Below are 26,617 nucleotides of genomic sequence, written 5' to 3' on the forward strand. Positions count from 1 at the left end.
GTGAGAGGATCTGCAATGTTGGGGCCCAGAGCGTCACGTTGAGTAAAACTCACATTGACTGCCACTATTTATCGTTTTTCAAACGTAACCGCATTGAAATACCATCCGTCCATCACTGGTATATTGCAGGCCAGAAATTGATAGCAAAATTCAAATAATAATATATGTGTATGGAGTACCTATGACACTCGATGTTTTATTTCATCTAATGAAAATGGCCTCACCTGAAAAAAACACCGCCGGTGAAAATATACATGCGCTCATCACGTTACTTTCATCAGATAGCGATCGCGCTGAGGCGCTTTCGCCATTCATCCATCGACTGCATCTCCTGTCTTTCGCTCAACGCAATCCTGGTAACGCCGAAGAGTTGCTCTCGGCACACATTCCGAAAGACGATGTAACCCTACCCCTGCCTGACTTCGCGGACTGGCCTCGGATGCGTTATACAGGGTCCGGTGAAGTCCAGACGCCGGAATCAGAAGAGTATTTCAGCAAAATGACTTCGGCTACCAATGTGATACGCGCGGCGCTGATCGACGCCGAGCGAGCAAAAGGAACGCCTGCGCTTTATATTCTGGATAAATTACTCAACCTGAACAGTGCCCTGCCGGAAAGATATAAGAAAATGGCAAATATTCCCTACGCCTGAGTACATTAAATAGGCAGGATATTTCGCGAGAAATATCCTGCTTTTTATTTCATACTCGCTTTTCATTGTAATCAAGACAGACGATATCCAGCGAAGGAACGACAGGCGAATTGAGGTTAAGCCACGCCAGCAGACGTTCAATACTCTGTCTCCTGAGCGAATTTTTCGGCCACACAAGATAGTAGCCGTCCCCCGTTGCTATCGCCTCCCTGAAGGGCAGCGCGAGCAGGCCGCTTTTTAGTGCTTCCAGCGTGAGCCGGAGATCGGCCATCGCCACGCCGTGACCGTGCATGGCGGCGAGGCTCCCCTGTTCGAGGGTATCAAACACAATTCCGCCGCTCATGTCGAGCCCGGGGAAAAGCCCTGTTCTTTTCAGCCAGCGCTTCCAGTCTCGCCTGTCCGGAGAGGGATGGATAAGATCGCACTCAGGAAGCTGGTGCCGGGCAGACTCAAGCAGTGACGGCGGACAAACAGGAATAAGCCATTCGCTGAAAAGCAGGCTGCTCTCCGTTGACTCGCCGAAATAGCCATTACCGAGGAGGATCGCGCAATCGTATGGCTCCCGGCTGAAGTCAACGGTGTCGAAGTCCATCCAGACGCTGGCGATTTCGATTTTCGGTTTCGCATGGTTCTCGCGAAAGGTTTTGAGAACGTTCAGGAGCCATCGCATCGTCAGGGTGCTGGGCGCTTTGAGGCGTAGAAGGTGATTTTCACTGCGGAATGCGCGACAGGCCCACTCAATGTTCGAGAAACTTTCGCTAAGCTGACCGGCCAGAATACGCCCGGCTTCGCTGACCTCCACTCTCGGCCCCTGCCGCTTAAACAGCTCGCAGTCGAACCACATTTCAAGCGTCCGGACATGCCTGCTGACCGCGCCCGGAGTGATATTCAATGCTTCAGCGGCTTTGCTGAAGGAGTTCAGCCGCGCGGCAACTTCAAACGCGCGCAGCGCGTACAGTGGCGGTAAAGACATACTTTTCCTTTCAGTGAGGTGAGATCAGGGTGTTATTTTTATTATCGGCACTCAGCTACCTGTCACTCAGTTCTTCAGGCGGAAACGTCAACAGTGATTCCCTGAGAATGGATCCAAGCTGTGCACGTTTAACATCCGGTACGTTTTTAAGCAGTGCACCCCTGCTTTTACAGATTGTTGAACCGGTCGTCATCGCCCCCAAGGTCAGCAACAACGATTTATACAGCTCCGTGGGCGAAAGGCAATACGGATCCCCGTCGTGAGCGAGCTGGCGCGGTGAATGCGACACCAGAATTGAGAGTCGTATTTCAGCCAGCCGTAAGGTAAATTCAGAATGTTTTTTGGTCATTACGGAGTGGATATGTCGCAGACGTTACCGGGAGTAGATGTTTTGTTTATCGCCGGGTTCGGGCCTGTTTCGCGCGATACAGAATCCAGCATCGCCTTTTATATCCAGACACTCGGCCTGCCGCTGAAGCCGATGGAGGGGAATAGTGATTATCTGCTCACTGAAGAGGGCCAATTAGAAGGCGTGAAGCATTTTGCCGTCTGGCCGCTCGCGCAGGCGGCAACCTCCTGTTTTGGAGAAGAACAGTGGCCAGCTGAGCACCCGATACCGCAGGGTTGGATTGAGTACGAGGTGCAGGATCTGGAATCGGCTACCCGAGTTCTGAGTGAAAAAGGCTATCGGTTGCTGGTGGCTAACCGTATGGAACCATGGGGGCAAACCGTCACTCGCCTGCTCAGCCCGGAAGGCTTGCTTACGGGTTTGACGATTACGCCCTGGTTGCGGGGGTGATATTTTTTGCAGGACCTGGATTCCATGTGGGGATGTCCGCTTTGAGCGAAGAACGGACGTTAGTACTGCCTGATAACTTGCCGCAAGCCGAATGGCTGTTATCTATTGAATTGATTACGCCTTCAATAGATGTTTTGATGGGGAATGTATTTCATCTGACAATATGCAAGGTATAGCATGTTAACTAACGCTTCCATGATTTATCCCTATCTGCCTATTGAAGTCTTTGTTCCAAATTGGACAGAGAAAAATCTAACATCGGCCCTAGTTCTGGACTGGCGGAGCGCGCTAGTGTCATTTTTCGTCAAAAAAGAATTCAGCACTCAGGAGGCTGTACTGGTCGGAAGCGGTTTTCTCTACTTGCTTGATGGTAAATTGATGGTGTTAAATTCCTGTTCGATAATCTGGAAATTCTTTTTAATAATGAACAAGATTATGCAGTGATACCTTTGCCGAAAAAGATTGCAATGGGTATTCCTAACAGCAACTTATTCACTTCTATCTATAATACCGGAGATATTAAAACATCATCTTTTGTCATTATTGGTTATCCTGCAAAGCACAACAAACTACATAAACTGCGACAAGAGAAAGGGCTGACTCCTTTCGCCCTAACCTTTCACAATTTTCACTATGATCGGATAACAGAAGATATCTTCTTCCACTTTATCCCTGATGGGAAAAAGAAAAATATCAATTTTGAACCGATCAGCTGTACAACAGCTATACCATCGCTGGCTGGAATGAGTGGAGGAGTGATTGCTCAGATCGTTATGAGCAGCAACGTTGAACGGTATTCACTTCGAGCAGTTGGCTTATTTAAAGAACATCGAGCTAAAAGAGGAAACTTCCTGGTGGGTGCTACCATAATTGATTTTTCTAATGAACTTAATGCATTGTTCAAATAAATATCGTTCCCTGTGCCTAACTTCATCTAACTCCCATGAAGTTAACGCCATCCGCTCTTGGCTCGAAGCCGTCGGTCAAGGGATGGCATGTCCACTCTGAGCGAGAAGCGGAAGCTGGCTGCCGAAGCCGTGGCGATTCATGATGTGCAATAAGATGAGTAGAATCACTTTTTAGTATCTGAATCTGGTTGGACCGTATATATTTATCCCGTAACTCTATTGCTCGTTATTTACCTGTAAAAGCCAAAGCTGGGAAACCCACCTTTCTATTTTTTTGAATTCACAATCACTGGCTGTTCACTAAACACATTCCTATTTAAAGTAAACCTATAGCACTCATTGTTGTTTCTCCTTAGATACATCACCCCCCATTGCTTTACTCCGCAATCAGATACAAATGACGCATCCGACAAGATAGCTATCTTTGCGACATAATCTGAAGATATAGCGGCAAGTAAGAACGGTATTGCTACAACAATCACCAGAGATTGAAGTATGGTAACAAACCTGACAAAGATTGATTGCTCATAATAAACCTTTGCCCGTTCGGGGAGGAAGCCAACAACGTTACCAGTAATCATGCCTACTGCACTGGATATGCCGGCGACAAGCACCAAGAAGAAGTACAAAATACAAATAGAAATAGGGATAGCAACAACGGCAGGGGAATATTTCAAATACTCCTCATCAACACCATAAATCACACTAAGCATTTTTAGCGTCAATACATATGAAACAAACCATATTACTACATTATAAAACTTAATAGCAAATGCGCTTTTTATTATTTTTTCCAGCATATATCTTTCTGTGTATAGCTTATAAAAGCTGTAGATGAACAAAACTGAAAATGCGATAAAAACATGCTTGAACTTCAGAAGCAGCAACCCAGTCGCGACAACTCCTAACGATAGCAAAAAAACCTTTATTTTCTCTCTCATGACCTCATCCTTATCATTCATAGTAAATTTCCATCAGGGCTTTATGAACAGCAGACATGTAACATTAAAAAATACGCTTCCAATTGTATATCTTCCCATTTTATTGTTTGGTTTTAAATTATTACGTGGCAAAGAGTTTGGTTTGAAGTGTTCACCTAACAGTTCTACCTTTGTATAGGAATGTTAACAACTTCCGCTTCTAACACAAAGCGAACAACATGAATTCCTCTAGTACCAGACTAGTGACTAATTCCAATACCAACCCCCTACCCCCCTAAAGCCTCCACAATCGCCCTCTCCATTTTCTCTGGCGTGGTCATCGGTGCAAAACGCTTGAGGGGTTTACCGTCGCGTCCGATCAGAAACTTAGTAAAGTTCCACTTAATCCGCCCCCCCAGCACGCCGGGCAATTCGTTTTTAAGATAGCGAAACAGCGGGTGCGCTGCGCTGCCGTTAACCTCGACCTTCTCGAACATCGGGAAGCTCACGCCGTAGTTAATGTGGCAGGTCTTTGAGATTTCATCGGCGTCGCCGGGTTCCTGTTTACCGAACTGGTTGCAGGGGAAACCCAGCACCACTAACCCTTGTTCGGCGTATTTCTTGTATAGCGCTTCGAGGCCCGCATACTGGGGCGTAAAGCCGCACTGGCTGGCGGTATTGACGACCAGAACCACCTTCCCCGCATAGTCGTCCATTGAGATAAGACGGCCATCCAGGCTGGTGGCGTTAAGTTGATGAAAGCGTGTCATGCTGAAATCCTCAAAGCAGGCAGAAAAGTCACCCTGACCACCAGCGCGGCGGCCTCCGTACAGAAAGTTTACATTCACACAGGCTAAGTGTGATACATTCCCGCCGCGCCAATGACCATCACACTCGCTATCAGGTATGCAGAACATCACTAAAAAAATTTGCTGGCTTCTGCTTACCATCCCACTACTCAGCGGTTGTGGCACGCTCTCGCAAATGTCCTCCCCGGAAGGTACCCAGGAACTCCTCACCCATGAATCGCTGGATGGCGACGTTGACAGCGTGGTGCGTCACTACATGGCGCAAAAATCCGTTCCAGGAATGACGGTCGCGGTGATCCATAATCACGGCTCACCGCAGTTTTATACCTGGGGCGTTACCGATGCGGTCAATCGTTACCCGGTCAAGCCAGATACCCTGTTCGCGCTCGGCTCGCTCAGCAAAGGGATCACGGCGGAAGTGGTGGCCTGTCTGGTCAGTGAGGGGCAACTGAACTGGAACGACAGCCTGGCAACATTGCTACCGGCGGGAACGCCGCTGAGCAAAGATGCACAAAAAATCACCCTGCTGGAGCTGGTAACCCACACCTCCGGCCTTCCGCGCCAGAATATGGATGTTCCGATGCTCGGAAAATTCATCCGCTACTTAAGCACGGGTGATAACTTCTACGGTGATCTGGACAGCGATAACGTGCTGAACTATCTCGCCAACTGGCGCGCGCCGAAGAATAAAACGCCGCAATACTCCAATACCGGCTACGCCCTGATTGGCTATATCCTGAAGCACAAAACCGGGGAAGATATTCAGAGTTTAGCCTCGCGCTATATTTTCCGTCCGCTGCACATGGCTAACAGCAGCTTTACGCCCCAGAAGCTCAAAGGATACCCGCAGCGGGCGCTCGGCCACGCGGGCGATCAGCCGAAATTTATCCCGCGCGGGCAGCTGACGCCAGACTGGCATTTCTCCAACAACATGGTGGCGGCAGCGAGCTTGTACAGCAACGCCGAAGATCTGGCGGCCTATGCCCGCTATCACGTCTCTGTGACCCACAATCCCTTGCTGGACAGCGTCTTTGACGAAGTCAGAAATACCGATATTCAACGCCCCGACGGGGTGCAGGGCATTGCCTGGACCACCGACTTTATCGGTCTGGAAAAAATCACCTATCAGGTCGGCTATATCGGCGGCTACTCCAGCTTTATCGGTTATGACAAAGAGAAAGGCAATGCGGTGGTGGTGCTGCAAAATACCTTTAACTGGAGCAACTATATTGGCATCGCGCTATTGATGGATATGGCGAAAAAAGACGGCCTTACCCCTACACCGCCGACTTCGGCCTTAAATTCTCGTCAAACGTCAGCCGTTTCCGGTCAGGCTCAGCCTCGCGCAGCGGCTCAACCTGGTGCATAGTTAGCTTGCAGCGCTCCACCAGCACCTGATACTCCCGCGTGCCCTGCCGCTTCCACGCCAGCTCCTGCTCGCTCAGCTCGCGAATCGCTTTGGCCGGGCTGCCGATAATCAAGTGGTTGGCGGGCATCTCCGCTTTCGCCTTCACGAACGCCGCCGCGCCGACGATGCTGTTTTCACCGATGACCGCCCCGTCCATCACCACCGCGTTCATGCCCACCAGCGCGTTACGGCGGATGATGCAGCCGTGAAGGATGGCGCTATGGCCGATATGACCGTCTTCTTCAACCACCGTGTCCTGCTCAGGGAAACCGTGCATGACGCAGTTATCCTGAATGTTGGCGCCGTCTTTCACGACGATACGGCCAAAATCACCGCGCAGGCTGGCGTTAGGGCCAACATAAACGCCTTTACCCAGAATTACGTCGCCAATCAGCACCGCCGTTGGGTGAACATAGCTCTCGTCCGGCACCACCGGCGTCAGACCGTCAATTTGATAAACTGGCATCTTCACTCCTTATGCGCTTGTAAGGCCACCAAAGCGTTGATAGTAGAGCGTGCCGGGCACGGGCAGCTCGCCCACGGAGGTTTCCCCCTTCTCGCTGACAAACGCCAGCGCCCCCGGCGCGACACGCTGATAGATATTAATGCAGAGCTGTCGGGCGCTTTGTCCCGCCCAGTGCGCGGGCAGTAACTCCTCCGGCAGCAGCGGATCTTTCAGCACCACGCGACGATAAAAATGAATCAGCAGCAGCTGGATCTGGAAGCAGCGCTCCGGCGTCAGCTCCTCCGGCGCGGCCTCCTTCAGCAGCGGCAGCAGCGGGCGGAACGAGTTGATAAACGACTCGTACATCGCGTTTTGCTCGGTTAGCTGCCAGCACTCTTCCACCCGCGAACGCAGCGCCGCGCGGGAAAGCGCCAGCGGCGAGTGGGCTTCAAAGAAAATCACGTTTTCCGCCACGCCGGCATCGTGAAGCAGGGACTGCACGTCCGCCAGATGCTGCGACGGCGAGGCCATCAGGCTCGGCGCCAGCGTGCCAAACCCCTGCCAGATCAGCTGTTTTTTGACGTCGGCAAGGGTGGTTTTATCCAGCCCTTCGGAGAGCAGCAGCAGCCATTTGCCGTCCCAGGCGGGCAGCTCTGCGCGATAGATCTTATTCTCCGCGCGACGCGTCAGGCGCAGCCCCTTATCGCTCAGGCGGTAAAAGCTGCGCCGCCCGATGCGGGAAACGTCCAGCCAGCCCTCTTTGTTGAGGCGAAACAGCGCGGTGCGCACGAAGCGCTCGCCAAATCCCATGCCTTCCAGTAAGGCTGCCAGGCTGCCGAGCCAAATCTCGCCGCCGCGGTGGGAAAGCGCGTCACCGTATAGCGAGGAGATAAGCGACGTTCCGCTGACGGGAACCGAGCTGACCGCGTGCTGGATAAAGGCGTCGAGTTTATTCATGTGATTCATTCTGTTGTTATTTTTGTCCTGGATGAATCATAGCATAGGATTCTGGGATAGCCCCTCACCCTAACCCTCTCCCAAAAGGAGAGGGAACTTTTACACCCTCTCCCTTTGGGAGAGGGCTGAGGTGAGGGAAACTCAACCGTTGGCCGCAATTTTACGCAAATCAAACACCCGGCAGGCCTTCCCCTCCGAGCGCGGGATGCTGCCGCAGTTCACAATCATTACGTCGGTGGAAATCCCCACCATCGACTTAATGCGGTGGCGCAGCTGGTGGCACACCTGGCAGCGCTGCTCGTGCGTCAGCGTTAAGCTGCTCTCTTTCAGCTCCACCTTCACGGAAAGCGAATCAAGATGCCCGCGACGGTTCACCTCCAGCTGGTAGTGCGGAGAAAGGTGTTCGAACTTCACAATCTCCTCTTCCAGCTGCGACGGGAAGACGTTGACGCCGCGGATGATCAGCATATCGTCGCTGCGGCCGCTGATGCGGTCCATGCGGCGCATGCTGCGCGCGGTTGCCGGCAGCAGGCGCGTCAGGTCGCGGGTGCGGTAGCGGATCACCGGCAGCGCCTCTTTGGTCAGCGTGGTGAACAGCAGTTCGCCCTGCTCGCCGTCGTCCAGCGGCGTGCCGTCGTTCGGGTTGACGATCTCCGGGTAGAAATGATCTTCCCAGATGGTCGGGCCGTCGGCGGTTTCGATACACTCCATCGCCACGCCCGGCCCCATCACCTCGGAGAGGCCATAAATATCCAGCGCCGTAATGCCTAAGCGTTTTTCGATTTCGCGACGCATGGCCTGCGTCCACGGCTCGGCGCCGAAAACGCCCACGCGCAGGGAACAGCCGCTGGCATCGCCGCCCATCTGGCGCTCCAGCTCCTCAATCAGGTTGAGGCAGTAGGATGGCGTCACCATGATCATGTCCGGCTGGAAATCACGGATCAGCTGCGCCTGTTTCTCCGTCTGGCCGCCGGACATCGGGATCACCGTCGCGCCTAAACGCTCGGCGCCGTAATGCGCGCCCAGCCCGCCGGTAAACAGGCCATAGCCATATGCCACGTGAATTTTGTCCTTCGCGCTGCCGCCCGCGGCGCGCAGGGAGCGGGCCACCAGGTTGGCCCAGTTGTCGATGTCGCCCTGCGTATAGCCGACAACGGTCGGTTTGCCGGTGGTGCCGGATGACGCGTGAATACGCACCACCTGCTCCATCGGCACGGCAAAGGTATCGAACGGATAGTTATCCCGCAGGTCCTGCTTGGTGGTGCACGGGAATTTGCGGATATCCGCAAGCTCTTTGAAATCGTCAGGGTGAACGCCCGCGGCGTCAAACTTGCGTTTGTACATCGGCACGTTGTTATAGGCGTGGTGCAGCGTCCATTTCAGGCGCGCGGTCTGCAGCGCCTGTAACTCGTCAAGGGAGGCCGTTTCAATCGGATCAAGCTTTGTTGTATTTGTCATTGTAGGGTGCTCACATTGTAATTTGATCAAACACGCTCAAGGATCATGGCAATGCCCTGACCCACACCGATGCACATCGTACACAGCGCGTAGCGCCCGCCGCGTCGGTGCAGTTCATTACTCGCGGCCAGCGCCAGCCTGGCGCCGCTCATGCCCAGCGGGTGGCCCAGCGCAATCGCGCCACCGTTCGGGTTGACGTGCGCGGCATCATCCGGCAGGCCCAGCTGACGCAGCACGCCCAGCGCCTGCGCGGCAAAAGCTTCGTTAAGCTCGATCACATCCATATCGTTAATGCTGAGTCCGGCGCGCTCCAGCACCTTGCGCGTGGCGGGTACCGGGCCGAGCCCCATCAGACGTGGCTCCACGCCTGCCGTCGCCATCGCCACGATCCGCGTGCGCGGGACTAACCCCTGCGCCAGCGCCATCTGCTCGCTGGCGACGATCAGCGCCGCCGCGCCGTCGTTGACCCCGGAGGCATTTCCCGCCGTGACCACCCCGTTCCGGCGAAACGGCGTTTTTAGCCCGGCAAGCTGCTCAAGCGTGGTGTCCGCGCGGGGATGTTCATCTTCGCTGAACTCGGTGACCGCCCCTTTTTTGCCCGGCACCCGCACCGGCACAATCTCCTGCGCCAGAATGCCGTTCTGCTGCGCCTGCGCGGTACGCTGCTGGCTGCGCAGCGCGAACGCGTCCTGATCGGCACGGCTGATATTTAACAATTCAGCTACATTCTCTGCCGTTTCCGGCATACTGTCAGTTCCGAATTGCTGATGCATGAGCGGATTCACAAATCGCCAGCCGATGGTGGTATCAAAGATCTCCGCCTGACGCTGAAACGCGGCGGTGGCTTTACCCATCACAAACGGCGCGCGGGACATCGACTCCACGCCGCCCGCGATCAGCAGGTCGCCATCGCCCGCCTTAATGGTACGCGCCGCAAACCCAATCGCGTCCAGCCCCGACCCGCACAGGCGGTTAATGGTGGTTCCGGACACCGTCTGCGGCAGCCCGGCGAGCAGCGACGACATGCGCGCCACGTTGCGGTTATCTTCCCCCGCCTGGTTGGCGCAGCCGAAGATCACGTCATCAATCCGCTCCAGATCGAGCTGCGGATAGCGGGCCAGCAGCGCGCGCAGCGGCACGGCGCCGAGATCGTCGGTCCGAACGGCGGAAAGTGCCCCGCCGTAGCGCCCCACCGGGGTTCGAACGCCATCACAAATAAATGCGTCACGCATCAGGCCTCTCCTGTCACATTGCCGCCGATGCGGTGAGATTTTCCGCGAAAAAGGGCGACTGTTTTCTGTTGCTGGTTCTGAATTTCAATGTCGTACACGCCGGTTAGCTTGCCCTGATGCTTCACCCGCGCGGTGGCGGTGAGCGTATCCCCGGCAAAGCCCGGACGCAGAAAATCAATCGAGCAGCCGGAGGCCACCGCCGCCAGCCCCTGGCTGTTGCAGGCGTAGGCAAAGGCGGTGTCTGCCAGCGAAAACAGCTGTCCGCCGTGGCAGGTTTTATGGCCGTTGAGCATCTGCGGGGTGATGGTCATGGATACCACCGCGTAGCCGTCGTCCATGTCGACAATGTCCATCCCCATCGCCTGCGCGCAGGCGTCCCGTTCATACATGGCGCGGGCGTTATGCCAGGCGTTATGACTCATAACTACTCTCCAGAAGCGCGCGCTGGCGCAGCAGGGAACAGGGGCGATAGCGCTCTTCGCCGTAATGGCGCTGCAGGTTCTCCAGCAGCGTCAGCAGGCGCTGCCAGCCCAGACGCTCGCCCCAGGCGATTGGCCCGCTCGGGTAGTTGACGCCGAGGCGCATGGCGGTATCGATGTCCTTCTCGCTGGCGACTCCTTTTTGCAGGGCATCCAGCGCTTCGTTGGCAATCATCGCCACCGTGCGCCAGACCAGCAGGCCGGGATAATCGGCAATCTGCAGCACCCGGTGCCCCTGCTGCTGCAGGTAGCGGATGGCCTTTTGCGTTGCGGTGTGCGGGTTGCTGGCGGCTGCGGCAATCACCGCCACGTCGCGCTCGATACGGTCCACCACCACCACCGGGCCGTTAAGCCGCAGCGCCAGAGCCTGCGCGGTTTCGCCCTGCGTTTCGATCAGGTACACATCATCAATTTCGGTGACGCCGTCACGTCTTTTTTCCACGCGCATCAGGCTGTAGCTGTCATTTACGGCATCAGCCCAGCGCACCCCGGGCCTGTCACCCTGCCAGTCGTAAACGCCCTTCCCGCTCTTTTTGCCCAGCCTTCCCGCCAGCACCAGCTCCTGCTGCACCAGCGAGGGCAGAAAACGACGCTCCTGCCAGAAGGCGTTAAATACCGAGCAGGTCACCGCAAAGTTGACGTCCTGACCGATCATGTCGGTCAGCTCCAGCGGTCCCATCGGGAAACCGCCGCCTTCACGCAGGGCGGCGTCAATTACCTCCGGCGCAGCCACCTGCTCTTCCAGCGCGCGCCAGGCCTCGGAATAGAACGGACGCGCGACGCGGTTGACGATGAACCCCGGCGTTGACTGGCAGCGCACGGGCTGTTTGCCCCAGTTCAGCGCCAGCTCGCACAGCGCGTCGGCCACTTCCGGGGAGGTCGCCAGCCCGCTCACCACCTCCACCAGCTTCATTACCGGCGCCGGGTTAAAGAAGTGCAGCCCGGCGACGCGTTCCGGATGGTGGATGTCCGCGGCAATCGCCGTGACGGAGATGGAAGAGGTATTGCTGGTCAGCACCGTCTGCGGCGGGCAGATTTCAGCCAGCTGCGCAAACAGCGCCTTTTTCACCTCCAGCCGCTCGGAGGCCGCTTCAATCACCAGATCGGCGGCGGAGAGCGCGGTGATATCCGTAACCGGAAGCAGCCGGGCGAGGATCTGGCTCCCGGCATCGGCGGAGAGTTTTCCACGCGTCACTCGCGAAGCCAGACGCTGGCGGATCCCGTCGAAGGCGCGGGATATCGCATCACTGGAGATGTCGTAGAGCAGCACCTGATGCCCGTGGCTGGCCGCCACTTCGGCAATCCCGGCGCCCATCGTGCCGCTGCCAATCACGGCGACAGTCCGTATGTTCAGCATCTTATTTCCCCGTAAAGTTCGGCGCGCGCTTCGCGAGGAAGGCGCTGACGCCCTCGCGGTAGTCGTCGCTGCGTCCGGCCAGACGCTGATAGTCGCGCTCCAGATCGAGCTGGGCGTCCAGGGTGTTGGTTTCCGCGGCGTTGATCGCCTGCTTGATCAGCCCCAGGCCGAAGGTCGGTTGAGACGCAAAATGCAGCGCCATCTGCTGCGCGGTGGCGGAGAGCTGGTCGTCGTCCACCACCTGCCAGATCATCCCCCACGCCTGCGCCTGTTCGGCGCTGAGCTTGTCGCCGAGCAGCGCCAGCCCCATGGCGCGGGCGCGTCCCGCCACGCGCGGCAGCAGCCAGGTACCGCCGCAGTCCGGCACCAGGCCGAGCTTGCTGAAGGCCATCACGAAGTTGGCCGATCGGGCGGCAATCACCATGTCGCACCCGAGCGCCAGCGTGGCACCGGCACCCGCCGCCACGCCGTTGATCGCGCATATCACCGGCTTCGGCAGCTTTGCCAGGCGGCGCACCAGCGGGTTATAGAAGGTTTCAACGGACATCCCCAGATCTGGCGCCGGGCCGTTGGGGTCGACGTTGCGGTCGTTCAGATCCTGACCGGCGCAGAAGCCGCGTCCCGCCCCGGTGAGCAGCAGGCAGCGAACGGCGTCATCGCGCTCGGCCTGCTTCAGGCACTCGGCAAGCTGCTGGTGCATCACGTCGTTAAAGCTGTTCAGACGCTCCGGACGGTTCAGCGTAATGGTCATTACGCCCTGTTCTACGTGACTGAGAATAAATTCCACTATTAGCGTCCTTTAAAGTCGGGGGTGCGTTTTTGTAAGAAGGCGTCGATCCCTTCCCGGCGGTCTTCGGTGGCGGAAAGCAGCGTAAACAGCTGGCGCTCCTGCGCGAGCCCGGCCTGGAGCGGCACCTCCTGAGACTGGCGCAGCGCCTGCTTCGCCGCCTGCAGGGCCAGCGGCGAGTGGCGCGCCATCAGCGCCGCCTGCTTCAGGGCATACTCCAGCGTCAGCGCTGCGGGGAAAACATCGCTGACCAGCCCGGCATTCAGCGCCTGCTGCGCGGAGAGGCTCTCGCCGGTCAGCACCATTTTGCTGGCAAGGGATTTACCGACGCTGCGGATAAGACGCTGGGTGCCGCCCGCGCCGGGCATAATGCCCAGCGTGATTTCCGGCAGGCCGAAACGGGCGTTGTCGCCCGCAATGACCACGTCGCACAGCAGCGCCAGCTCGCAGCCTGCGCCCAGCGCGAAGCCGTTCACGGCGGCGATCAGCGGTTTGCTGAACGCGTTAATGCGCGCCCACAGCTGCGGGCGGATATCGTTCAGGGTGGCGGGCAGGTCTTTCTCCGCCATTTCGTTGAGATCGGCCCCGGCGGCAAAGCAGCGCTCGCTGCCGTAAATTACGCAGACGGCGATGTCGGCATCCACAGCCGCGGCCTCAAGCTGCTCGGCAAGCTGCGCCAGCAGCGCATTGTTGAGGGCGTTGCGCGCCGCCGGACGGTTCAGCGTCAGCTGCAGCACGCGGTCATGACGGGTAACAATCAGTTCGCTCATGCCATCCCCTTCGCGTCGAAGTCGACAATCACGTCGGCGGTCAACGGCAGCGACTGACAGCTCAGCACGTATCCGGCGGCCAGCTCGTCCGGCTCCAGGCTGTAGTTGGTTGCCATGCCCACCTTGCCTCGCAGCACTTTGCATTTGCAGGTGGCGCACACGCCGCCCTTGCAGGCGTAAGGGAGATCCGCCCCCTGGCGCAGGGCGGCATCAAGAATGCTTTCGTCGTCCGCCATCAGGGTGATTTCACGGTCGCGCCCGTCCTGGCGCACGGTCACTTTCTGCCCTTCCGCCTGTACGTGCACCGCGCGTTTAGCGGTGGTTCCGGGGGTGTTAAAGCGCTCAAGGTGAATAGATTTTTCCGGCATCCCCAGCGCCTTCAGCGCCGCTTCGGCGTCGTCCATCATCGCCGACGGGCCGCAGACAAACGCCTCGTCGTACTGGCTGAAGTTGATCAGGGTTTTCGCCAGCGCCTGCAGCTTTTCCCCGTCGATGCGGCCAAAGAGCAGGTCGCTGTCCAGCCGCTCCTGGCTGAAGATGGAGAGCAGCTGCAGCCGCTGCGGGTATTTGTCCTTCAGGTCCGCCAGCGCCCGGCGGAACATCATGCTCTGGCTGCTGCGGTTGCCGTAGATCAGGGTGAAATGGCTGTTGGGTTCGGTCGCCAGCGTGGCGGAGATAATCGCCAGCATCGGGGTGATCCCGGAGCCTGCCGCAATCGCCAGGTAGTGGCCTTCACGGTCAGCCTGCGGCTGGTAGCCAAACTGTCCCTGAGGAACCATCACCTCCAGCGCCATGCCCGCTTTGATCTCATCCCGGGCATAGCGGGAAAAGCGCCCGCCGTCGATGGCTTTAACCGCCACGCTGATCTCACCCGGCGCGGAGCTGCGGCAGATGGAGTAGCAGCGGCGCAGCTCGTCCTCACCCAGCGTCGTTTTCAGGGTCAGGTGCTGGCCGGGGCGGAAGCGGTAGGCCTCCTGCAACGCCTGCGGCACCGCGAAGGTGATGGTCACTGCGTCGCGGGTTTCAGGTTCCACTTTTGCCACTGTTAATGAATGAAACGTTGTCATGGCAGCCTCAAATACATTTGAAATAGTCGAAGGGCTCGCGGCAGGTATTGCAGCGGTAGAGCGCTTTGCAGGCCGTCGAACCGAATTCACTGATAAGGGAGGTGTCGGTGCTGGCGCAGCGCGGGCAGCTCACCTCTGCCGGGGCGTGCGCGTGGCAGCTATGGCCCACGGGCGGGCTGATGCCGTACGCCCGCAGGCGTTCGCGCGCGTCGGCGGTCATCCAGTCGGTGGTCCAGGCCGGTTCAAGCTGGAGCACAATGTGCACCGGGGTAAAGCCGCGCCTGGTCATCGCGTCGCGGATCGCCCCCAGCAGGTGCTCCGTTGCCGGACAGCCCGAGTAGGTTGGCGTGAAGCCAATGACCCAGCCCTCCCCCTGCGCCTTCACGCTGCGCACCATGCCTAAATCGGTGATGGTTAATACCGGCACTTCCGGATCGGGGATATGGCTTAACAGCGACCAGATCTCAGGTATTTGCGCAGGCGCGATGTCGACGAGGCGTTGCATAGCGTTCTCCTTTACCACTGCTGACCGGGATACGCGCGCTGGAGATACTGCATTTCCGCCAGCATCGGGCCCAGATGTTCGGTATGGAGCCCCTTTTTGCCCCCGGTGCGGTACGCCACCTCTGCGGGAACCTGCAGGCAGGCTTCTTTCAGACCAGCAAACACTTCGCTTTCCCACGGCTGGCGCAGGAGGCGCGGGTCAACCGCCACGCCGGAGTCAATCAGGGCCAGCTCGACCTCATCCGCTTCAAACAGCTCCGCCGTAAAACGCCACAGGCTGTCGATGGCCTGCTGCATTTTTTGCGCGGACGTGTCGGTCCCGTCGCCCAGCCGCACCAGCCAGCCGCGGCTGAAGCGCAGGTGGTAGCGCGCCTCTTTAATGGCTTTGGCGGCAATGGCTGCAAGCTGGCTATCGCTGCTCTGAGTCAGACGTTCGTACAGCGCCACGTTCCAGGCGTCCATCAGGTACTGGCGGGCAATGGTGTCGGCGAAGCTGCCGTTCGGCTGCTCCACCAGCAGGACGTTGCGGAACTGGCGTTCGTCGCGGCCAAACGCCAGCGTGTCTTCATCGCCCTGACCTTCTGATTGCGCGGCATAGGTCAGGAAATTGCGCGCCTGCCCCAGCAGGTCGAGGCCGATATTGGCGAGCGCGAGGTCAATTTCCAGCTCCGGCGCATGGCCGCACCAGGCGCCGAGACGCTGGGAGAGCACCAGACCGTTGTCGCCCAGACGCAGGGCATAGGCAGTCACTGAGTTCATTCTTTGCCTCACATATGCTCGATGCCGTCAGGGATGGTGTAGAACGTCGGATGGCGGTAAACCTTGCTTTCCGCCGGGTCGAAGAACTCGCCGCTCTCTTCCGGCTGAGAGGCAACAATCTCGCTCGCCTTAACCACCCAGATAGAACAGCCTTCGCTGCGGCGGGTGTAGGCATCGCGCGCATTTTCCAGCGCCATGCGATCGTCGGCGGCATGCAGGCTGCCCACGTGACGGTGCGATAACCCTTGTTTGCTGCGTACGAACACTTCGTACAGCGGCCAGTAGACATTGCTCATGGTTATTTCCTCTTATGCGGCCTGACGGGTACGTTGTTTTTCGGCGTGCGCCAGCGCGGCTTCGCGCACCCAAGCCCCGTCATCCCAGGCCTTGCGTTTCGCGGCCAGACGTTCGTGGTTACAGATGCCGCGCCCGTTAATGACCTCGTCAAACTCCTGCCAGTCGATCTCGCCGAAGCGGTAGTGGCCGCTCTCTTCATCAAAACGCAGGTCCGGATCCGGCACCGTCATGCCGAGCATCTCCACCTGTGGCACCGTGTTGTCTACAAAGCGCTGGCGCAGCTCGTCGTTACCGAAGCGTTTGATTTTCCAGGCCAGGCTGCGGGCGCTGTTCGGCGAGTTGTCGTCGTTCGGCCCGAACATCATCAGCGCCGGCCACCAGAAGCGGTTGATGGCGTCCTGCAGCATCTGACGCTGGGCCTCACTGCCCTGCGCCAGCGCCATACAGGCCTCAAAGCCCTGACGCTGGTGGAAGCTCTCTTCTTTACAGATTTTCACCATCGCGCGGGCATACGGGCCGTAGGAGGTACGGCACAGCGCCACCTGGTTAACGATGGCGGCGCCGTCCACCAGCCAGCCAATCACGCCAATGTCGGCCCAGCTCAGGGTCGGGTAGTTAAAGATGGAGGAGTATTTCATCTTGCCGTCGAGCATCTTTTGGTAGATGTCTTCCCGCGCGCAGCCCAGCGTTTCCGCCGCGCTGTAGAGGTAGAGCCCGTGCCCGGCTTCGTCCTGCACTTTCGCCAGCAGAATGGCTTTACGGCGCAGCGTCGGCGCGCGGGCTATCCAGTTCCCTTCCGGCAGCATGCCGACAATTTCGGAGTGCGCGTGCTGACCAATCTGGCGGATCAGCGTTTTACGGTAGGCGTCCGGCATCCAGTCCTGAGGCTCAATCGCCGTCTCCTGCGCTATGCGCTGCTCAAACCGTTGTTCTTGCGTCACGTCATCACCTTTATGATTCGTTAGTTTGCAAATTAAAGCGAAATGTTGAATCACTTTGTTTTTTAAAAGTTACACAAAGGTTAAATATAACCCCAAGAATTGTTTCCCGGTTTTGTGATACTGCTCGCAAGGCTTTTACTCCGAGCCTTTTGCAAAGCGCCTTCACGCGAGGCGATTCGTCCAGCCAGATCACAACGTTAACAATTCATTAAAAACACAGCTTGATTTTTATGATTCACGATCAAACTATTAATAGTGAAATCACGAAACATTTGGAGATAAGCGATGCAGCAGTTAGCCAGCTTCTTGTCCGGTACCTGGCAGTCTGGCCGGGGCCGCGAACGCGCGATTCATCACGCCATCAGCGGCGAAGCACTCTGGGAAGTGACCAGCGAAGGGCTGGACATGGCGGCCGCCCGTCGCTATGCCATTGAGCATGGGGGCGAAGCATTGCGCGCCATGACCTTTATCGAACGTGCCGCCATGCTGAAAGCGGTGGCGAAACACCTGCTCGGCGAAAAAGAGACGTTTTATGCCCTGTCCGCCCAGACGGGCGCGACGAAGGCGGACAGCTGGGTCGATATTGAGGGCGGCATCGGCACCCTCTTCACTTACGCCAGCCTGGGCAGCCGCGAGCTGCCGGACGACACGCTGTGGCCGGAAGATGAGCTTATTCCCCTCTCGAAAGAAGGCGGCTTTGCGGCGCGCCACGTCCTGACCTCTAAGTCCGGCGTAGCGGTGCATATCAACGCCTTTAACTTCCCCTGCTGGGGGATGCTGGAAAAACTCGCGCCGACCTGGCTTGCCGGGATGCCCGCCATCATCAAGCCCGCCACCGCTACCGCGCAGGTGACGCAGGCGATGGTCAAATCCATCGTGGACAGCGGACTGGTGCCGGACGGCGCCATCAGCCTCATTTGCGGCAGCGCGGGGGATTTGCTCGACCAGCTCGACGGCCAGGACGTGGTGACCTTTACCGGCTCCGCCAGCACCGGGCAAAGCCTGCGCGTGCACCCGAATATTGTGGCGAATTCGATACCGTTCACTATGGAAGCCGACTCCCTGAACTGCTGCGTGCTGGGTGAAGACGTAACGCCGGAGCAGCCTGAGTTTGCCCTGTTCATTCGGGAGGTGGTCCGCGAAATGACCGCCAAGGCCGGGCAGAAATGTACCGCCATTCGCCGGATTATCGTCCCGCAAAGCCAGGTTGATGCCGTCAGCCAGGCGCTGATTGCCCGTCTGGAAAAGGTCGTCGTTGGCGACCCGGCGCAGGAAGGGGTGAAGATGGGGGCGCTGGTCAACGCCGAGCAGCGCGCGGACGTGCAGGAGAAAGTCGATCGGCTGGTCGCCGCAGGCTGCCAGATCCGCCTGGGCGGCAAAGTGGATCTACAGGCCGCGGGGGCGTTCTTCCCGCCAACCCTGCTGTTCTGCCCGCAGCCGGATGAAACCCCGGCGGTGCACGATACCGAAGCCTTCGGCCCGGTCGCCACGCTGATGCCGTATCGCAGCGCAGACCACGCCATGCAGCTTGCCCGCGCGGGCGGCGGCAGCCTGGCGGGGACGCTGGTCACCGCAGATTTGACCCTTGCCCGCCAGTTTATCGCCGGCGCGGCCCGCGCCCACGGGCGTGTTCAAATCCTTAACGAGGAATCATCAAAAGAGTCTACCGGCCACGGCTCCCCGCTGCCTCAGCTGGTGCACGGCGGCCCTGGCCGCGCGGGCGGCGGCGAAGAGCTGGGCGGCCTGCGCGCGGTGAAGCACTACCTGCAGCGCACCGCGATTCAGGGTAGCCCGTCGATGCTGGCCGCCATCGGCAAACAGTGGGTGCGCGGCGCGGCGGTGCAGGAAGATCGCGTCCATCCGTTCCGTAAATACTTTGAGGAGCTGCAGCCGGGCGACAGCCTGCTGACGCCGCGCCGCACGCTGACGGAGGCGGACATCGTGAACTTTGCCTGCCTGAGCGGGGACCACTTCTATGCCCATATGGACAAGATCGGTGCGGCAGAGTCGATCTTTGGCGAGCGCGTGGTCCACGGCTACTTCCTGATCTCCGCCGCGGCGGGACTGTTCGTTGATGCAGGCGTCGGGCCGGTGATTGCCAACTACGGCATGGAAAACCTGCGCTTTATCGAGCCGGTTAAGCCGGGCGACACCATCCAGGTGCGTCTGACCTGCAAGCGCAAAACGCTGAAGAAACAGCGTACCGCCGAGGAAAAACCAACCGGCGTGGTGGAATGGGCGGTTGAGATTTTCAATCAGCACCAGCAGGCCGTGGCGCTCTACTCCATTCTTACGCTGGTGGCGCGCCAGCGGGGTGATTTCAGCTAAAGTCACCCCTCACCCTGACCCTCTCCCCAACGGGGAGAGGGGATTGATCTGCACGACCCTGTGATTCATCCCCGCTCTTTTTTTAACCTGGCAAGACCAACAAATAACCTGGCAGATGCAGGCAAACGCTTTTCTCAGGCGCCTGTCAGGATAAGGCTGTCACAACACAATAAACACAACAAGATGAGGTCTACGATGGGAAGCAATTCTTCTTTTTCTGCCCGTAGAACGGCACTGGCCATGGCCGTTGCGCTGTGTTGCGCCTGGCAATCCCCTGTTTTCGCCCACGGCAGCGAGGCGCATATGGTCCCGATGGACAAAACGCTGCAGGACTTTGGCGCGGACGTGCAGTGGGATGATTACGCACAGATGTTCACCATTGCGAAGGACGGTGCCTTTGTGAAGGTCAAACCGGGCGCAAAGACGGCCATCGTCAACGGTCAAACCCTCAAGCTTGAGGTGCCGGTAGTGATGAAGGGCAAAAAAGCCTTTATCTCAGAGACCTTCATCAACGACGTTTTCCAGTCTGGTCTTGACCAGACCTTCCAGGTTGAAAAACGCCCTCACCCGCTAAACGCGCTGACTGCGGACGAAATTAAGCAGGCCGTCGAGATTGTGAAAGCCTCTGCGGATTTTAAACCCAATACCCGTTTTACCCAGATCGCCCTTGCGGAACCAGAGAAAGCCAAAGTGTGGGACTTCGTCCTCAACGGTACGGCACTGGATGCCCCTCGTCAGGCGAAAATCGTCATGCTCGACGGCAAGCACGTCATCGAAAGCGTGGTGGATCTGAAGGATAAAAAAATCCTGCGCCGGGAAGCGGTAAAAGACGCGCACGGCATGGTGTTGCTGGATGATTTCACCGCGGTGCAGCAGATTATCAACGAGAGCACGGAGTTTGCCGAGGTGCTTAAAAAACGCGGCATCACCGACCCGAAAAAAGTGATTACCACGCCGCTGACCGTCGGCTACTTCGACGGTAAAGACGGCCTGAAGCAGGAAGACCGCCTGCTGAAGGTGGTGAGCTATCTGGACGTCGGCGACGGCAACTACTGGGCGCACCCGATCGAGAACCTCGTGGCCGTGGTCGATCTGGAGCAAAAGAAAATCCAGAAGATTGAAGAAGGTGCCGTTGTGCCGGTTCCCCTGACCCCGCGTCCCTATGACGGCCGCGACCGCATAGAGACGCTGAAAAAACCGCTCGACATCATTGAGCCGGAAGGCAAGAACTACACCATAACCGGCGACATGGTGCACTGGCAGAACTGGGATTTCCACCTGAGCCTGGACTCCCGCGTCGGCCCGATGATTTCAACCGTCACGTATAACGACAACGGCAAAAAGCGTCAGGTGATGTATCAGGGATCGCTCGGCGGCATGATTGTCCCTTACGGCGATCCGGACGTGGGCTGGTACTTCAAGGCTTATCTCGACTCCGGCGACTACGGCATGGGCACCCTGACCTCGCCTTTGGTGCGCGGTAAGGACGTGCCGTCCAACGCCGTGATGCTCAACGAAACCATCCCGGATTACACCGGCACGCCGATGGAGATCCCGCGCGCGATCGCCATTTTCGAACGCTACGCGGGGCCGGAATATAAACATCAGGAGATGGGCAAGCCGAACGTCAGCGCCGAGCGTCGCGAGCTGGTGGTGCGCTGGGTGAGTACCGTGGGCAACTACGATTACATCTTCGACTGGGTGTTCCATGAAAACGGCACCATCGGTATTGATGCCGGCGCGACGGGTATTGAAGCGGTGAAAGGCGTTCAGGCGAAAACCATGCATGACGCCACCGCCAAAGACGACACAAAGTACGGCACGCTGATCGACCATAACATCGTGGGCACCACCCATCAGCACATCTATAACTTCCGTCTTGATATGGACGTGGACGGCATCAACAACAAGCTGGTGGCGATGGATCCGGAGGTGAAGCCGAATACCGCAGGCGGCCCGCGCACCAGCACCATGCAGGTCAATCAGTACGATATTGATACCGAACAGCAGGCGGCGCAGAAGTTTGACCCGGGCACCATCCGCCTGTTGAGCAACACCAGCAAAGAGAACCGCATGGGCAACCCGGTCTCGTACCAGATTATCCCTTACGCGGGCGGTACTCATCCGGTAGCGACCGGCGCGAAATTTGCCCCGGACGAGTGGATTTACCATCGCCTGAGCTTTATGGATAAACAGCTGTGGGTGACGCGTTACCACCCGGATGAGCTGTATCCGGAAGGGAAATTCCCGAACCGCTCCATCCACGACACGGGCCTCGGTCAGTACAGCAAGGATAACGAATCGCTGAACGACCAGGATGACGTGGTCTGGATGACCACCGGCACCACCCACGTGGCGCGCGCGGAAGAGTGGCCGATCATGCCGACGGAATGGGTGCACACCCTGCTTAAACCGTGGAACTTCTTCGACGAGACGCCAACGCTTGGGAAGAAAAAAGACGAAAAATAACCACCTGCCGGGCAAAAGCCCGGTTTTTTTTACCCCAGCGTTTGAGGATCGTCCTGGCTTGCTTATAGTTACTGATATCTCACCTGAATGATTTATCCCCCGGACGGGAAAGGATTTTATGGAAAAAAGAAAAAAACCGACGCTGGAACGGGCAACCTGGCCTACGCGCCACGCCATGGTTATGCACGGGCTGGCGATGAACCTGCCCTGGCTGGCCTTCGTCAACATCAGCTTCGCCGTGATGATTCTGCTGCGACACGTCCTGCTTAACGCCAGCGATCCGCTTTATCCCCACTTGCCGCATATGATGAAAATGGTCGACGCGTCGATGCTCGGCATTATTATCCTTTCGGCTGCGCTGATCCTTATGGCCTGGCGGCGCATAGCCGGTATCAGCGTGGTGCTGTTTATCTGTAGCGCTATCTGGTCGATATCCTCCTTCTGGTTTATCACCGATTTACTGCTGCCTCACGTCTGGCCGCTGTGCGTCATTTTATTACTCGCAGGGTTAACGGCGCTCTACTTTTACCCTCAGGGGCTGCTCGCCTTCGTGCTCCCGCTCTGGATAACCCTGCCGATTGCCAGCTGGGTACTGAATGATGGCCTTAATCTTCACTTCGTTATCATCTGGAGCGTCTTTTCGTTGATCCTGATCTGCGGGCGTTTCATCCTGTTAAGCTGGTTTGACGAGGCCTGGCGACGTAACCAGCAAAACCAGCTGCTGATCTCACGACTGGATGCGCTGGCGCATCAGGATCCGTTAACCACAACCGCCAACCGCCGGAAGATGGAAGTGGTGCTGGAGAACGCGGTTGAGCAGAAGAAACCGTTCTCGCTGATTATGCTGGATATCGACTATTTCAAACGCTACAACGACACCTACGGTCACCAGGCGGGTGACGACTGTCTGACGCGCGTGGCGCGGGTGCTGAAGCAGTCGGTGCGAACGCCCGACGACGTGGTGTCACGCTACGGCGGCGAGGAGTTTGTGGTGATCCTGTTTAACTGTCCGGAAAATATCGCGGAAAAAGTTGCGGTACGCATTCAGGATGGCCTGCGCGCGGAGTCGATACCGCACAGCGCGTCAGACGTCAGCGATCGTGTCACCGTCAGCATGGGGATTGCGGGTATGGTCGAGGGCTTAGCCGGCACCGAGATCATCGCCCGCGCCGATGCGGCGCTGTATCGGGCGAAGGAGGCCGGGCGGGATCGGTGGTCGCTTTGAATAAAGCCGGGTGCGGCCTGATGCCCTAACCCTGACCCTCTCCCACAGGAGAGGGAACAAACACTAAAAAGGCAACCTCCCGGTTGCCTTTTGCTTTTACTAGTAGCGCACGCAAACCGACTTGGTTTCGCACCAGCCGTCCAGCCAGTCCGGGCCAAAGTCGCGTCCTGTACCGGACTGCTTCATCCCGCCGAACGGCAGGTTGGCGTCAATCAGCGTATGGCTGTTCACCCAGACGGTGCCCGCCTGCAGCCTGTCGGTATACTCCAGCGCCTTGCTGATGTTCTGCGTCCAGACGCTGGCCGTCAGGCCATATTCGGTGTCGTTTGCCAGCTGGAGCGCCTCTTCTCCGTCGGATACCCGCACCAGGTTGACCACCGGACCAAACACCTCTTCACGGGTTAACCGCAGCGCGGCATCCGGGTTCACCACCAGCGTAGGCGAGACGTAATAGCCTTTGCCCTCCGGACCGCGGTTACCGACGATCAGCTCCGCGTTGCGCGACGTCGCCTCGTCGAGGAAGGTCTGCACCTTATCGCAGTGCGCGCGCGACACCAGCGGGTTGATAAACGCCTCCGGCGACATGCCCGGCCCGACGCTCAGGGATTTCACCGCCTGTTCGAACCCGCTCACCAGCGTGTCAAACAGCGGGGCTTCAATGTAGATGCGCGAGCTCGCCGCGCACACCTGCCCCTGGTTCAGGAAGCTGCCGGTCATTAATCCTTCTATCACCCACGCGGGGTCCGCATCCTTCAGCACGATGGCCGGGTTTTTCCCGCCCAGCTCCAGAGTCACCCCGGTTAGCGTGTCCGCCGCCGCGCGGGCAATTTGCTTACCCGTCGCCGTTGAGCCGGTAAAGCTCACCTTCGCGATATGCGAGTGCGAGGTTAGCGCTGCGCCACACACCGCGCCGCTCCCGGTCACCACGTTGAATACCCCGTCCGGGATGCCCGCTTCGCTGGCCAGCTCCGCCACGCGCAGCAGGGTCAGCGGCGTGGTTTCTGAAGGCTTGATGACAATTGAGCAGCCCGCGGCCAGCGCAGGCATCACTTTCCACATTCCAATCATCAGCGGGAAGTTCCACGGCACAATCCCGGCCACCACGCCAACCGGCTCCTTACGCGTCCACGCCTGATAGCGCGCGCCCTGCGGCAGCGGGATGGAAAGGTCGAGGGTTTTGCCCGCTATTTTGGTGGTCAGCCCGGCGGTATAGCGCATCCAGTTAAGGGTGCAGCCGACTTCAAAAGCCCGTGAAATGTTAATTGATTTGCCCTGCTCCAGCGTTTCAAGCTGGGCCAGCTCCTCGCCGTGCTGTTCGACCAGATCGGCGAAATGGAGCAGGATCCGCTCGCGCTCCGCCGGTAATTTTCCGGCCCAGCAGCGGGTAACAAAGGCACGCCAGCCGGACATGACGGCCCGGTCAACGTCATCGACGCTGGCATCGGCTGTCGAGGCAATCACCTCGCCCGTGGCCGGGTTGTAGACGTTTAGCCGCTTTTCGCTGTCCGACGCGGCCTGACGCCCTTCAATCCACAGGCCGTGGTGTCGGTCTAAAAACTGCTGCACGGCAGGCAGAATAGCCACCGATGATTCAGACATAGGATACTCCTTCGTTATTCTTCGCAGGGTGTTCATCCAGTCTAAGTGGGGTTTTGCATTCTCGCTTTTGTCTCTGTGACATTCGCTTTGCCACCTGTGACAGGTGCCGCAAATCACGATAATCGCCGCTTATATCGCTGTTACCGGTGAGTGTTCTTTCCTATAGTCAGCCTCATAGCTCAGACAAAATGCAACACAAATGCAACAATGCGAAAACGTTGACGGTGCAGCGAGAGAAACGATGGCGTGTGCAAGCGAGCAGGAACAGTATCAGCAGTGGCTGGCGCAAATTAACCAGGTTTGCGGGCGTTTTAACGCCCAGCCCACCGAAGGCAAATTCTTCGGCGAACTGGAGACCAGCTACGCGCGCAGCCTGAAGCTCAGTACCGTCACCGCAGGCGGCGTTAACCTGTTCCGCTCCCGTCAGGAGATCGCACAGAGTAACGATGCGTGGTTCTATACCGTGTTCCAGCTTGAAGGCAGCGCGCAAGTTGAGCAGGATGCGCGGCGCGCGGTGCTCAGAACCGGGGATATCACGCTGATTGACGCCTCCCGTCCCTGCTCGATCAACTGGCAGGAAAAGTCCCGCCAGATTTCGCTGCTGGTTCCCCGTCAGATTATCGAGCAGCAGTGCCGCTTTCAGGAGATAAGCTGCGCGCTCGCCCTTTCCCGCACGTTGCCCACGGTACAGCTGAGCCATCGCCTGCTGATGGAGAGTATGAACAACCCCGACCTGAGCGACCGGGAGAGTGAAGCGGCGCTTGAGGCGATGGTCTGCCTGCTGCGCCCCGCGTTCCAGCAGCGCGACGTGACCCAGCCGCGCAAGGAGCGTCAGTTTCAGCACGTGGTGGCGCTGATTGACAACCATATTCAGTCTGAATCGCTGCGCCCGGAATGGATTGCCGCCGAGAGCGGAATGTCCGTGCGCAGCCTCTACCGCATGTTTGCCGAAAAGGGGCTGGTGGTAGCGCAGTACATTAAAAACCGTCGTCTGGATCTCTGCGCGCAGGAATTGCAGTCAACCGGCGATGATGAAAAGCTGGCGGGCATTGGCTACAGCTGGGGATTCACCGACCATAGCCACTTTTCAACGGCGTTTAAGCAGCGCTTTGGCGTCTCGCCGGGGGAATACCGCAAGCGCTACCGCTAGCTACTTTTTCAGCCACTTACCGTTAATGCCCTTCACGTACTCGCCAGGCTGCGCGCGGGCAACCAGCTTTTGCCCCGCCATTTTCGCCACTTCATCAACCGGCAAATTGTTGCTGTCGGCCAGCTTCTGGTAGCTCTCCGTGCGCGCCGCGTTAATGCGATTCACCAGCGCCAGCGTTTCGGCATCCTGTTGGATCGGGGCCAGGTAACCGCTCAGGGTTTCCCCCACGCGCCCCTGCGCGCGGGCATCGTTTAAGGTCAGGGCAGCCGCCTGCGCGTTCATCCCCAGAGCCAGTAAAATCAAAGCTACTCGTTTCATGGCGTC

Annotated in this window: 26 protein-coding genes; 8 read left to right on the forward strand and 18 right to left on the reverse strand. The window is 58.1% G+C overall.

Annotated features, from left to right (window positions below):
* The first annotated feature begins 181 nt into the window (after nt 1–181).
* Complete coding sequence (locus UTO39_RS03620; RefSeq protein WP_320726494.1) at nt 182–652, forward strand: hypothetical protein; 471 nt, start codon at nt 182–184, stop codon at nt 650–652.
* A 49-nt stretch (nt 653–701) separates the two neighbouring features.
* Here UTO39_RS03620 and UTO39_RS03625 read toward each other — a convergent pair whose 3' ends face one another.
* On the reverse strand, nt 702–1,625 hold the full coding sequence (locus UTO39_RS03625; protein ID WP_320726495.1) for a LysR substrate-binding domain-containing protein: 924 nt from the start codon (nt 1,623–1,625) through the stop codon (nt 702–704).
* Between the two features lie 361 nt (nt 1,626–1,986).
* Here UTO39_RS03625 and UTO39_RS03630 point away from each other — a divergent pair, with 361 nt between their 5' ends.
* Both UTO39_RS03630 and UTO39_RS03635 read left to right on the forward strand, forming a co-directional pair.
* Nucleotides 1,987–2,424, forward strand: a complete 438-nt coding sequence (locus tag UTO39_RS03630; protein WP_320726496.1) for a VOC family protein — start codon at nt 1,987–1,989, stop codon at nt 2,422–2,424.
* 467 nt (nt 2,425–2,891) lie between these two features.
* Nucleotides 2,892–3,332, forward strand: a complete 441-nt coding sequence (locus tag UTO39_RS03635) for a hypothetical protein (RefSeq protein ID WP_320726497.1) — start codon at nt 2,892–2,894, stop codon at nt 3,330–3,332.
* 266 nt (nt 3,333–3,598) lie between these two features.
* Here the strand turns inward: UTO39_RS03635 and UTO39_RS03640 are convergent, their stop codons facing one another.
* Together UTO39_RS03640 and UTO39_RS03645 are read right to left on the reverse strand one after the other, a co-directional pair.
* Nucleotides 3,599–4,294: a hypothetical protein gene (locus UTO39_RS03640; RefSeq protein WP_320726498.1), complete on the reverse strand. Its 696-nt coding sequence runs from the start codon at nt 4,292–4,294 to the stop codon at nt 3,599–3,601.
* Between the two features lie 245 nt (nt 4,295–4,539).
* On the reverse strand, nt 4,540–5,022 hold the full coding sequence (locus tag UTO39_RS03645) for a glutathione peroxidase (protein ID WP_320726499.1): 483 nt from the start codon (nt 5,020–5,022) through the stop codon (nt 4,540–4,542).
* Nucleotides 5,023–5,158: 136 nt separating this feature from the next.
* Here UTO39_RS03645 and UTO39_RS03650 point away from each other — a divergent pair, with 136 nt between their 5' ends.
* Nucleotides 5,159–6,430 (forward strand): serine hydrolase domain-containing protein, encoded by a 1,272-nt coding sequence (locus UTO39_RS03650; protein WP_320726500.1) that lies wholly within the window; start codon nt 5,159–5,161, stop codon nt 6,428–6,430.
* Here UTO39_RS03650 and paaY read toward each other — a convergent pair.
* From paaY to paaA, 13 genes are all read right to left on the reverse strand, one after another.
* Nucleotides 6,339–6,935: a phenylacetic acid degradation protein PaaY gene (gene paaY / locus UTO39_RS03655; RefSeq protein ID WP_253541858.1), complete on the reverse strand. Its 597-nt coding sequence runs from the start codon at nt 6,933–6,935 to the stop codon at nt 6,339–6,341. The genes UTO39_RS03650 and paaY overlap by 92 nt on opposite strands.
* A gap of 9 nt (nt 6,936–6,944) precedes the next feature.
* A complete protein-coding gene (gene paaX / locus UTO39_RS03660) occupies nt 6,945–7,880 on the reverse strand; it encodes a phenylacetic acid degradation operon negative regulatory protein PaaX (protein ID WP_021241337.1) in 936 nt (311 codons plus the stop codon).
* 132 nt (nt 7,881–8,012) lie between these two features.
* Nucleotides 8,013–9,329, reverse strand: a complete 1,317-nt coding sequence (paaK, locus tag UTO39_RS03665; RefSeq protein WP_320726501.1) for a phenylacetate--CoA ligase PaaK — start codon at nt 9,327–9,329, stop codon at nt 8,013–8,015.
* Nucleotides 9,330–9,355: 26 nt separating this feature from the next.
* Nucleotides 9,356–10,561, reverse strand: coding sequence for a 3-oxoadipyl-CoA thiolase (gene pcaF, locus UTO39_RS03670; RefSeq protein WP_320726502.1), 1,206 nt, complete (start codon nt 10,559–10,561; stop codon nt 9,356–9,358).
* The gene (gene paaI, locus UTO39_RS03675) at nt 10,561–10,983 is read right to left on the reverse strand and encodes a hydroxyphenylacetyl-CoA thioesterase PaaI (RefSeq protein WP_253541848.1); all 423 of its coding nucleotides are present in this window, start codon (nt 10,981–10,983) and stop codon (nt 10,561–10,563) included. Before paaI ends, pcaF begins: the two co-directional genes overlap by 1 nt.
* A complete protein-coding gene (gene paaH / locus UTO39_RS03680) occupies nt 10,973–12,397 on the reverse strand; it encodes a 3-hydroxyacyl-CoA dehydrogenase PaaH (protein ID WP_320726503.1) in 1,425 nt (474 codons plus the stop codon). The genes paaI and paaH overlap by 11 nt, the downstream gene beginning before the upstream one ends.
* Nucleotide 12,398: 1 nt before the next feature.
* Nucleotides 12,399–13,187, reverse strand: coding sequence for a 2-(1,2-epoxy-1,2-dihydrophenyl)acetyl-CoA isomerase PaaG (paaG, locus tag UTO39_RS03685; RefSeq protein ID WP_320726655.1), 789 nt, complete (start codon nt 13,185–13,187; stop codon nt 12,399–12,401).
* Nucleotides 13,187–13,954, reverse strand: a complete 768-nt coding sequence (gene paaF / locus UTO39_RS03690; protein ID WP_320726504.1) for a 2,3-dehydroadipyl-CoA hydratase PaaF — start codon at nt 13,952–13,954, stop codon at nt 13,187–13,189. The genes paaG and paaF overlap by 1 nt, the downstream gene beginning before the upstream one ends.
* Nucleotides 13,951–15,021, reverse strand: coding sequence for a 1,2-phenylacetyl-CoA epoxidase subunit PaaE (gene paaE / locus UTO39_RS03695; protein WP_320726505.1), 1,071 nt, complete (start codon nt 15,019–15,021; stop codon nt 13,951–13,953). Before paaE ends, paaF begins: the two co-directional genes overlap by 4 nt.
* Before the next feature lie 7 nt (nt 15,022–15,028).
* Nucleotides 15,029–15,526, reverse strand: a complete 498-nt coding sequence (gene paaD, locus UTO39_RS03700) for a 1,2-phenylacetyl-CoA epoxidase subunit PaaD (RefSeq protein ID WP_320726506.1) — start codon at nt 15,524–15,526, stop codon at nt 15,029–15,031.
* A gap of 11 nt (nt 15,527–15,537) precedes the next feature.
* Nucleotides 15,538–16,284: a 1,2-phenylacetyl-CoA epoxidase subunit PaaC gene (paaC, locus tag UTO39_RS03705; protein WP_320726507.1), complete on the reverse strand. Its 747-nt coding sequence runs from the start codon at nt 16,282–16,284 to the stop codon at nt 15,538–15,540.
* 8 nt (nt 16,285–16,292) lie between these two features.
* The gene (gene paaB / locus UTO39_RS03710; RefSeq protein ID WP_003857353.1) at nt 16,293–16,580 is read right to left on the reverse strand and encodes a 1,2-phenylacetyl-CoA epoxidase subunit PaaB; all 288 of its coding nucleotides are present in this window, start codon (nt 16,578–16,580) and stop codon (nt 16,293–16,295) included.
* 12 nt (nt 16,581–16,592) lie between these two features.
* The gene (gene paaA, locus UTO39_RS03715; RefSeq protein ID WP_061098322.1) at nt 16,593–17,522 is read right to left on the reverse strand and encodes a 1,2-phenylacetyl-CoA epoxidase subunit PaaA; all 930 of its coding nucleotides are present in this window, start codon (nt 17,520–17,522) and stop codon (nt 16,593–16,595) included.
* 285 nt (nt 17,523–17,807) lie between these two features.
* Between paaA and paaZ the strand changes: the two genes are divergently transcribed.
* From paaZ to UTO39_RS03730, 3 genes are all read left to right on the forward strand, one after another.
* Complete coding sequence (gene paaZ, locus UTO39_RS03720; RefSeq protein WP_320726508.1) at nt 17,808–19,850, forward strand: phenylacetic acid degradation bifunctional protein PaaZ; 2,043 nt, start codon at nt 17,808–17,810, stop codon at nt 19,848–19,850.
* A 195-nt stretch (nt 19,851–20,045) separates the two neighbouring features.
* On the forward strand, nt 20,046–22,319 hold the full coding sequence (tynA, locus tag UTO39_RS03725; protein ID WP_320726509.1) for a primary-amine oxidase: 2,274 nt from the start codon (nt 20,046–20,048) through the stop codon (nt 22,317–22,319).
* Between the two features lie 118 nt (nt 22,320–22,437).
* Nucleotides 22,438–23,544: a membrane-associated sensor domain-containing protein gene (locus UTO39_RS03730; protein ID WP_320726510.1), complete on the forward strand. Its 1,107-nt coding sequence runs from the start codon at nt 22,438–22,440 to the stop codon at nt 23,542–23,544.
* Between the two features lie 99 nt (nt 23,545–23,643).
* Here the strand turns inward: UTO39_RS03730 and UTO39_RS03735 are convergent, their stop codons facing one another.
* The gene (locus tag UTO39_RS03735) at nt 23,644–25,143 is read right to left on the reverse strand and encodes an aldehyde dehydrogenase family protein (RefSeq protein WP_320726511.1); all 1,500 of its coding nucleotides are present in this window, start codon (nt 25,141–25,143) and stop codon (nt 23,644–23,646) included.
* Between the two features lie 241 nt (nt 25,144–25,384).
* Between UTO39_RS03735 and feaR the strand changes: the two genes are divergently transcribed.
* A complete protein-coding gene (gene feaR / locus UTO39_RS03740; RefSeq protein WP_320726656.1) occupies nt 25,385–26,293 on the forward strand; it encodes a transcriptional regulator FeaR in 909 nt (302 codons plus the stop codon).
* On the opposite strand, the gene UTO39_RS03745 is transcribed toward feaR, so the two are convergent.
* Nucleotides 26,294–26,611, reverse strand: a complete 318-nt coding sequence (locus UTO39_RS03745) for a YdbL family protein (RefSeq protein ID WP_320726512.1) — start codon at nt 26,609–26,611, stop codon at nt 26,294–26,296.
* Nucleotides 26,612–26,617: the final 6 nt, after the last annotated feature.

This window comes from Enterobacter sp. 118C5 (assembly GCF_034107645.1).
GTDB lineage: Bacteria > Pseudomonadota > Gammaproteobacteria > Enterobacterales > Enterobacteriaceae > Enterobacter > Enterobacter nematophilus.

Coding starts and splice junctions, on each gene's coding strand:
- UTO39_RS03620 (WP_320726494.1), top strand. CDS start 182: ATGACACTCGATGTTTTATTTCATCTAATGAAAATGGCCTCACCTGAA.
- UTO39_RS03625 (WP_320726495.1), bottom strand. CDS start 1,625: ATGTCTTTACCGCCACTGTACGCGCTGCGCGCGTTTGAAGTTGCCGCG.
- UTO39_RS03630 (WP_320726496.1), top strand. CDS start 1,987: ATGTCGCAGACGTTACCGGGAGTAGATGTTTTGTTTATCGCCGGGTTC.
- UTO39_RS03635 (WP_320726497.1), top strand. CDS start 2,892: ATGGGTATTCCTAACAGCAACTTATTCACTTCTATCTATAATACCGGA.
- UTO39_RS03640 (WP_320726498.1), bottom strand. CDS start 4,294: ATGAATGATAAGGATGAGGTCATGAGAGAGAAAATAAAGGTTTTTTTG.
- UTO39_RS03645 (WP_320726499.1), bottom strand. CDS start 5,022: ATGACACGCTTTCATCAACTTAACGCCACCAGCCTGGATGGCCGTCTT.
- UTO39_RS03650 (WP_320726500.1), top strand. CDS start 5,159: ATGCAGAACATCACTAAAAAAATTTGCTGGCTTCTGCTTACCATCCCA.
- paaY (WP_253541858.1), bottom strand. CDS start 6,935: ATGCCAGTTTATCAAATTGACGGTCTGACGCCGGTGGTGCCGGACGAG.
- paaX (WP_021241337.1), bottom strand. CDS start 7,880: ATGAATCACATGAATAAACTCGACGCCTTTATCCAGCACGCGGTCAGC.
- paaK (WP_320726501.1), bottom strand. CDS start 9,329: ATGACAAATACAACAAAGCTTGATCCGATTGAAACGGCCTCCCTTGAC.
- pcaF (WP_320726502.1), bottom strand. CDS start 10,561: ATGCGTGACGCATTTATTTGTGATGGCGTTCGAACCCCGGTGGGGCGC.
- paaI (WP_253541848.1), bottom strand. CDS start 10,983: ATGAGTCATAACGCCTGGCATAACGCCCGCGCCATGTATGAACGGGAC.
- paaH (WP_320726503.1), bottom strand. CDS start 12,397: ATGCTGAACATACGGACTGTCGCCGTGATTGGCAGCGGCACGATGGGC.
- paaF (WP_320726504.1), bottom strand. CDS start 13,954: ATGAGCGAACTGATTGTTACCCGTCATGACCGCGTGCTGCAGCTGACG.
- paaE (WP_320726505.1), bottom strand. CDS start 15,021: ATGACAACGTTTCATTCATTAACAGTGGCAAAAGTGGAACCTGAAACC.
- paaD (WP_320726506.1), bottom strand. CDS start 15,526: ATGCAACGCCTCGTCGACATCGCGCCTGCGCAAATACCTGAGATCTGG.
- paaC (WP_320726507.1), bottom strand. CDS start 16,284: ATGAACTCAGTGACTGCCTATGCCCTGCGTCTGGGCGACAACGGTCTG.
- paaB (WP_003857353.1), bottom strand. CDS start 16,580: ATGAGCAATGTCTACTGGCCGCTGTACGAAGTGTTCGTACGCAGCAAA.
- paaZ (WP_320726508.1), top strand. CDS start 17,808: ATGCAGCAGTTAGCCAGCTTCTTGTCCGGTACCTGGCAGTCTGGCCGG.
- tynA (WP_320726509.1), top strand. CDS start 20,046: ATGGGAAGCAATTCTTCTTTTTCTGCCCGTAGAACGGCACTGGCCATG.
- UTO39_RS03730 (WP_320726510.1), top strand. CDS start 22,438: ATGGAAAAAAGAAAAAAACCGACGCTGGAACGGGCAACCTGGCCTACG.
- UTO39_RS03735 (WP_320726511.1), bottom strand. CDS start 25,143: ATGTCTGAATCATCGGTGGCTATTCTGCCTGCCGTGCAGCAGTTTTTA.
- feaR (WP_320726656.1), top strand. CDS start 25,385: ATGGCGTGTGCAAGCGAGCAGGAACAGTATCAGCAGTGGCTGGCGCAA.
- UTO39_RS03745 (WP_320726512.1), bottom strand. CDS start 26,611: ATGAAACGAGTAGCTTTGATTTTACTGGCTCTGGGGATGAACGCGCAG.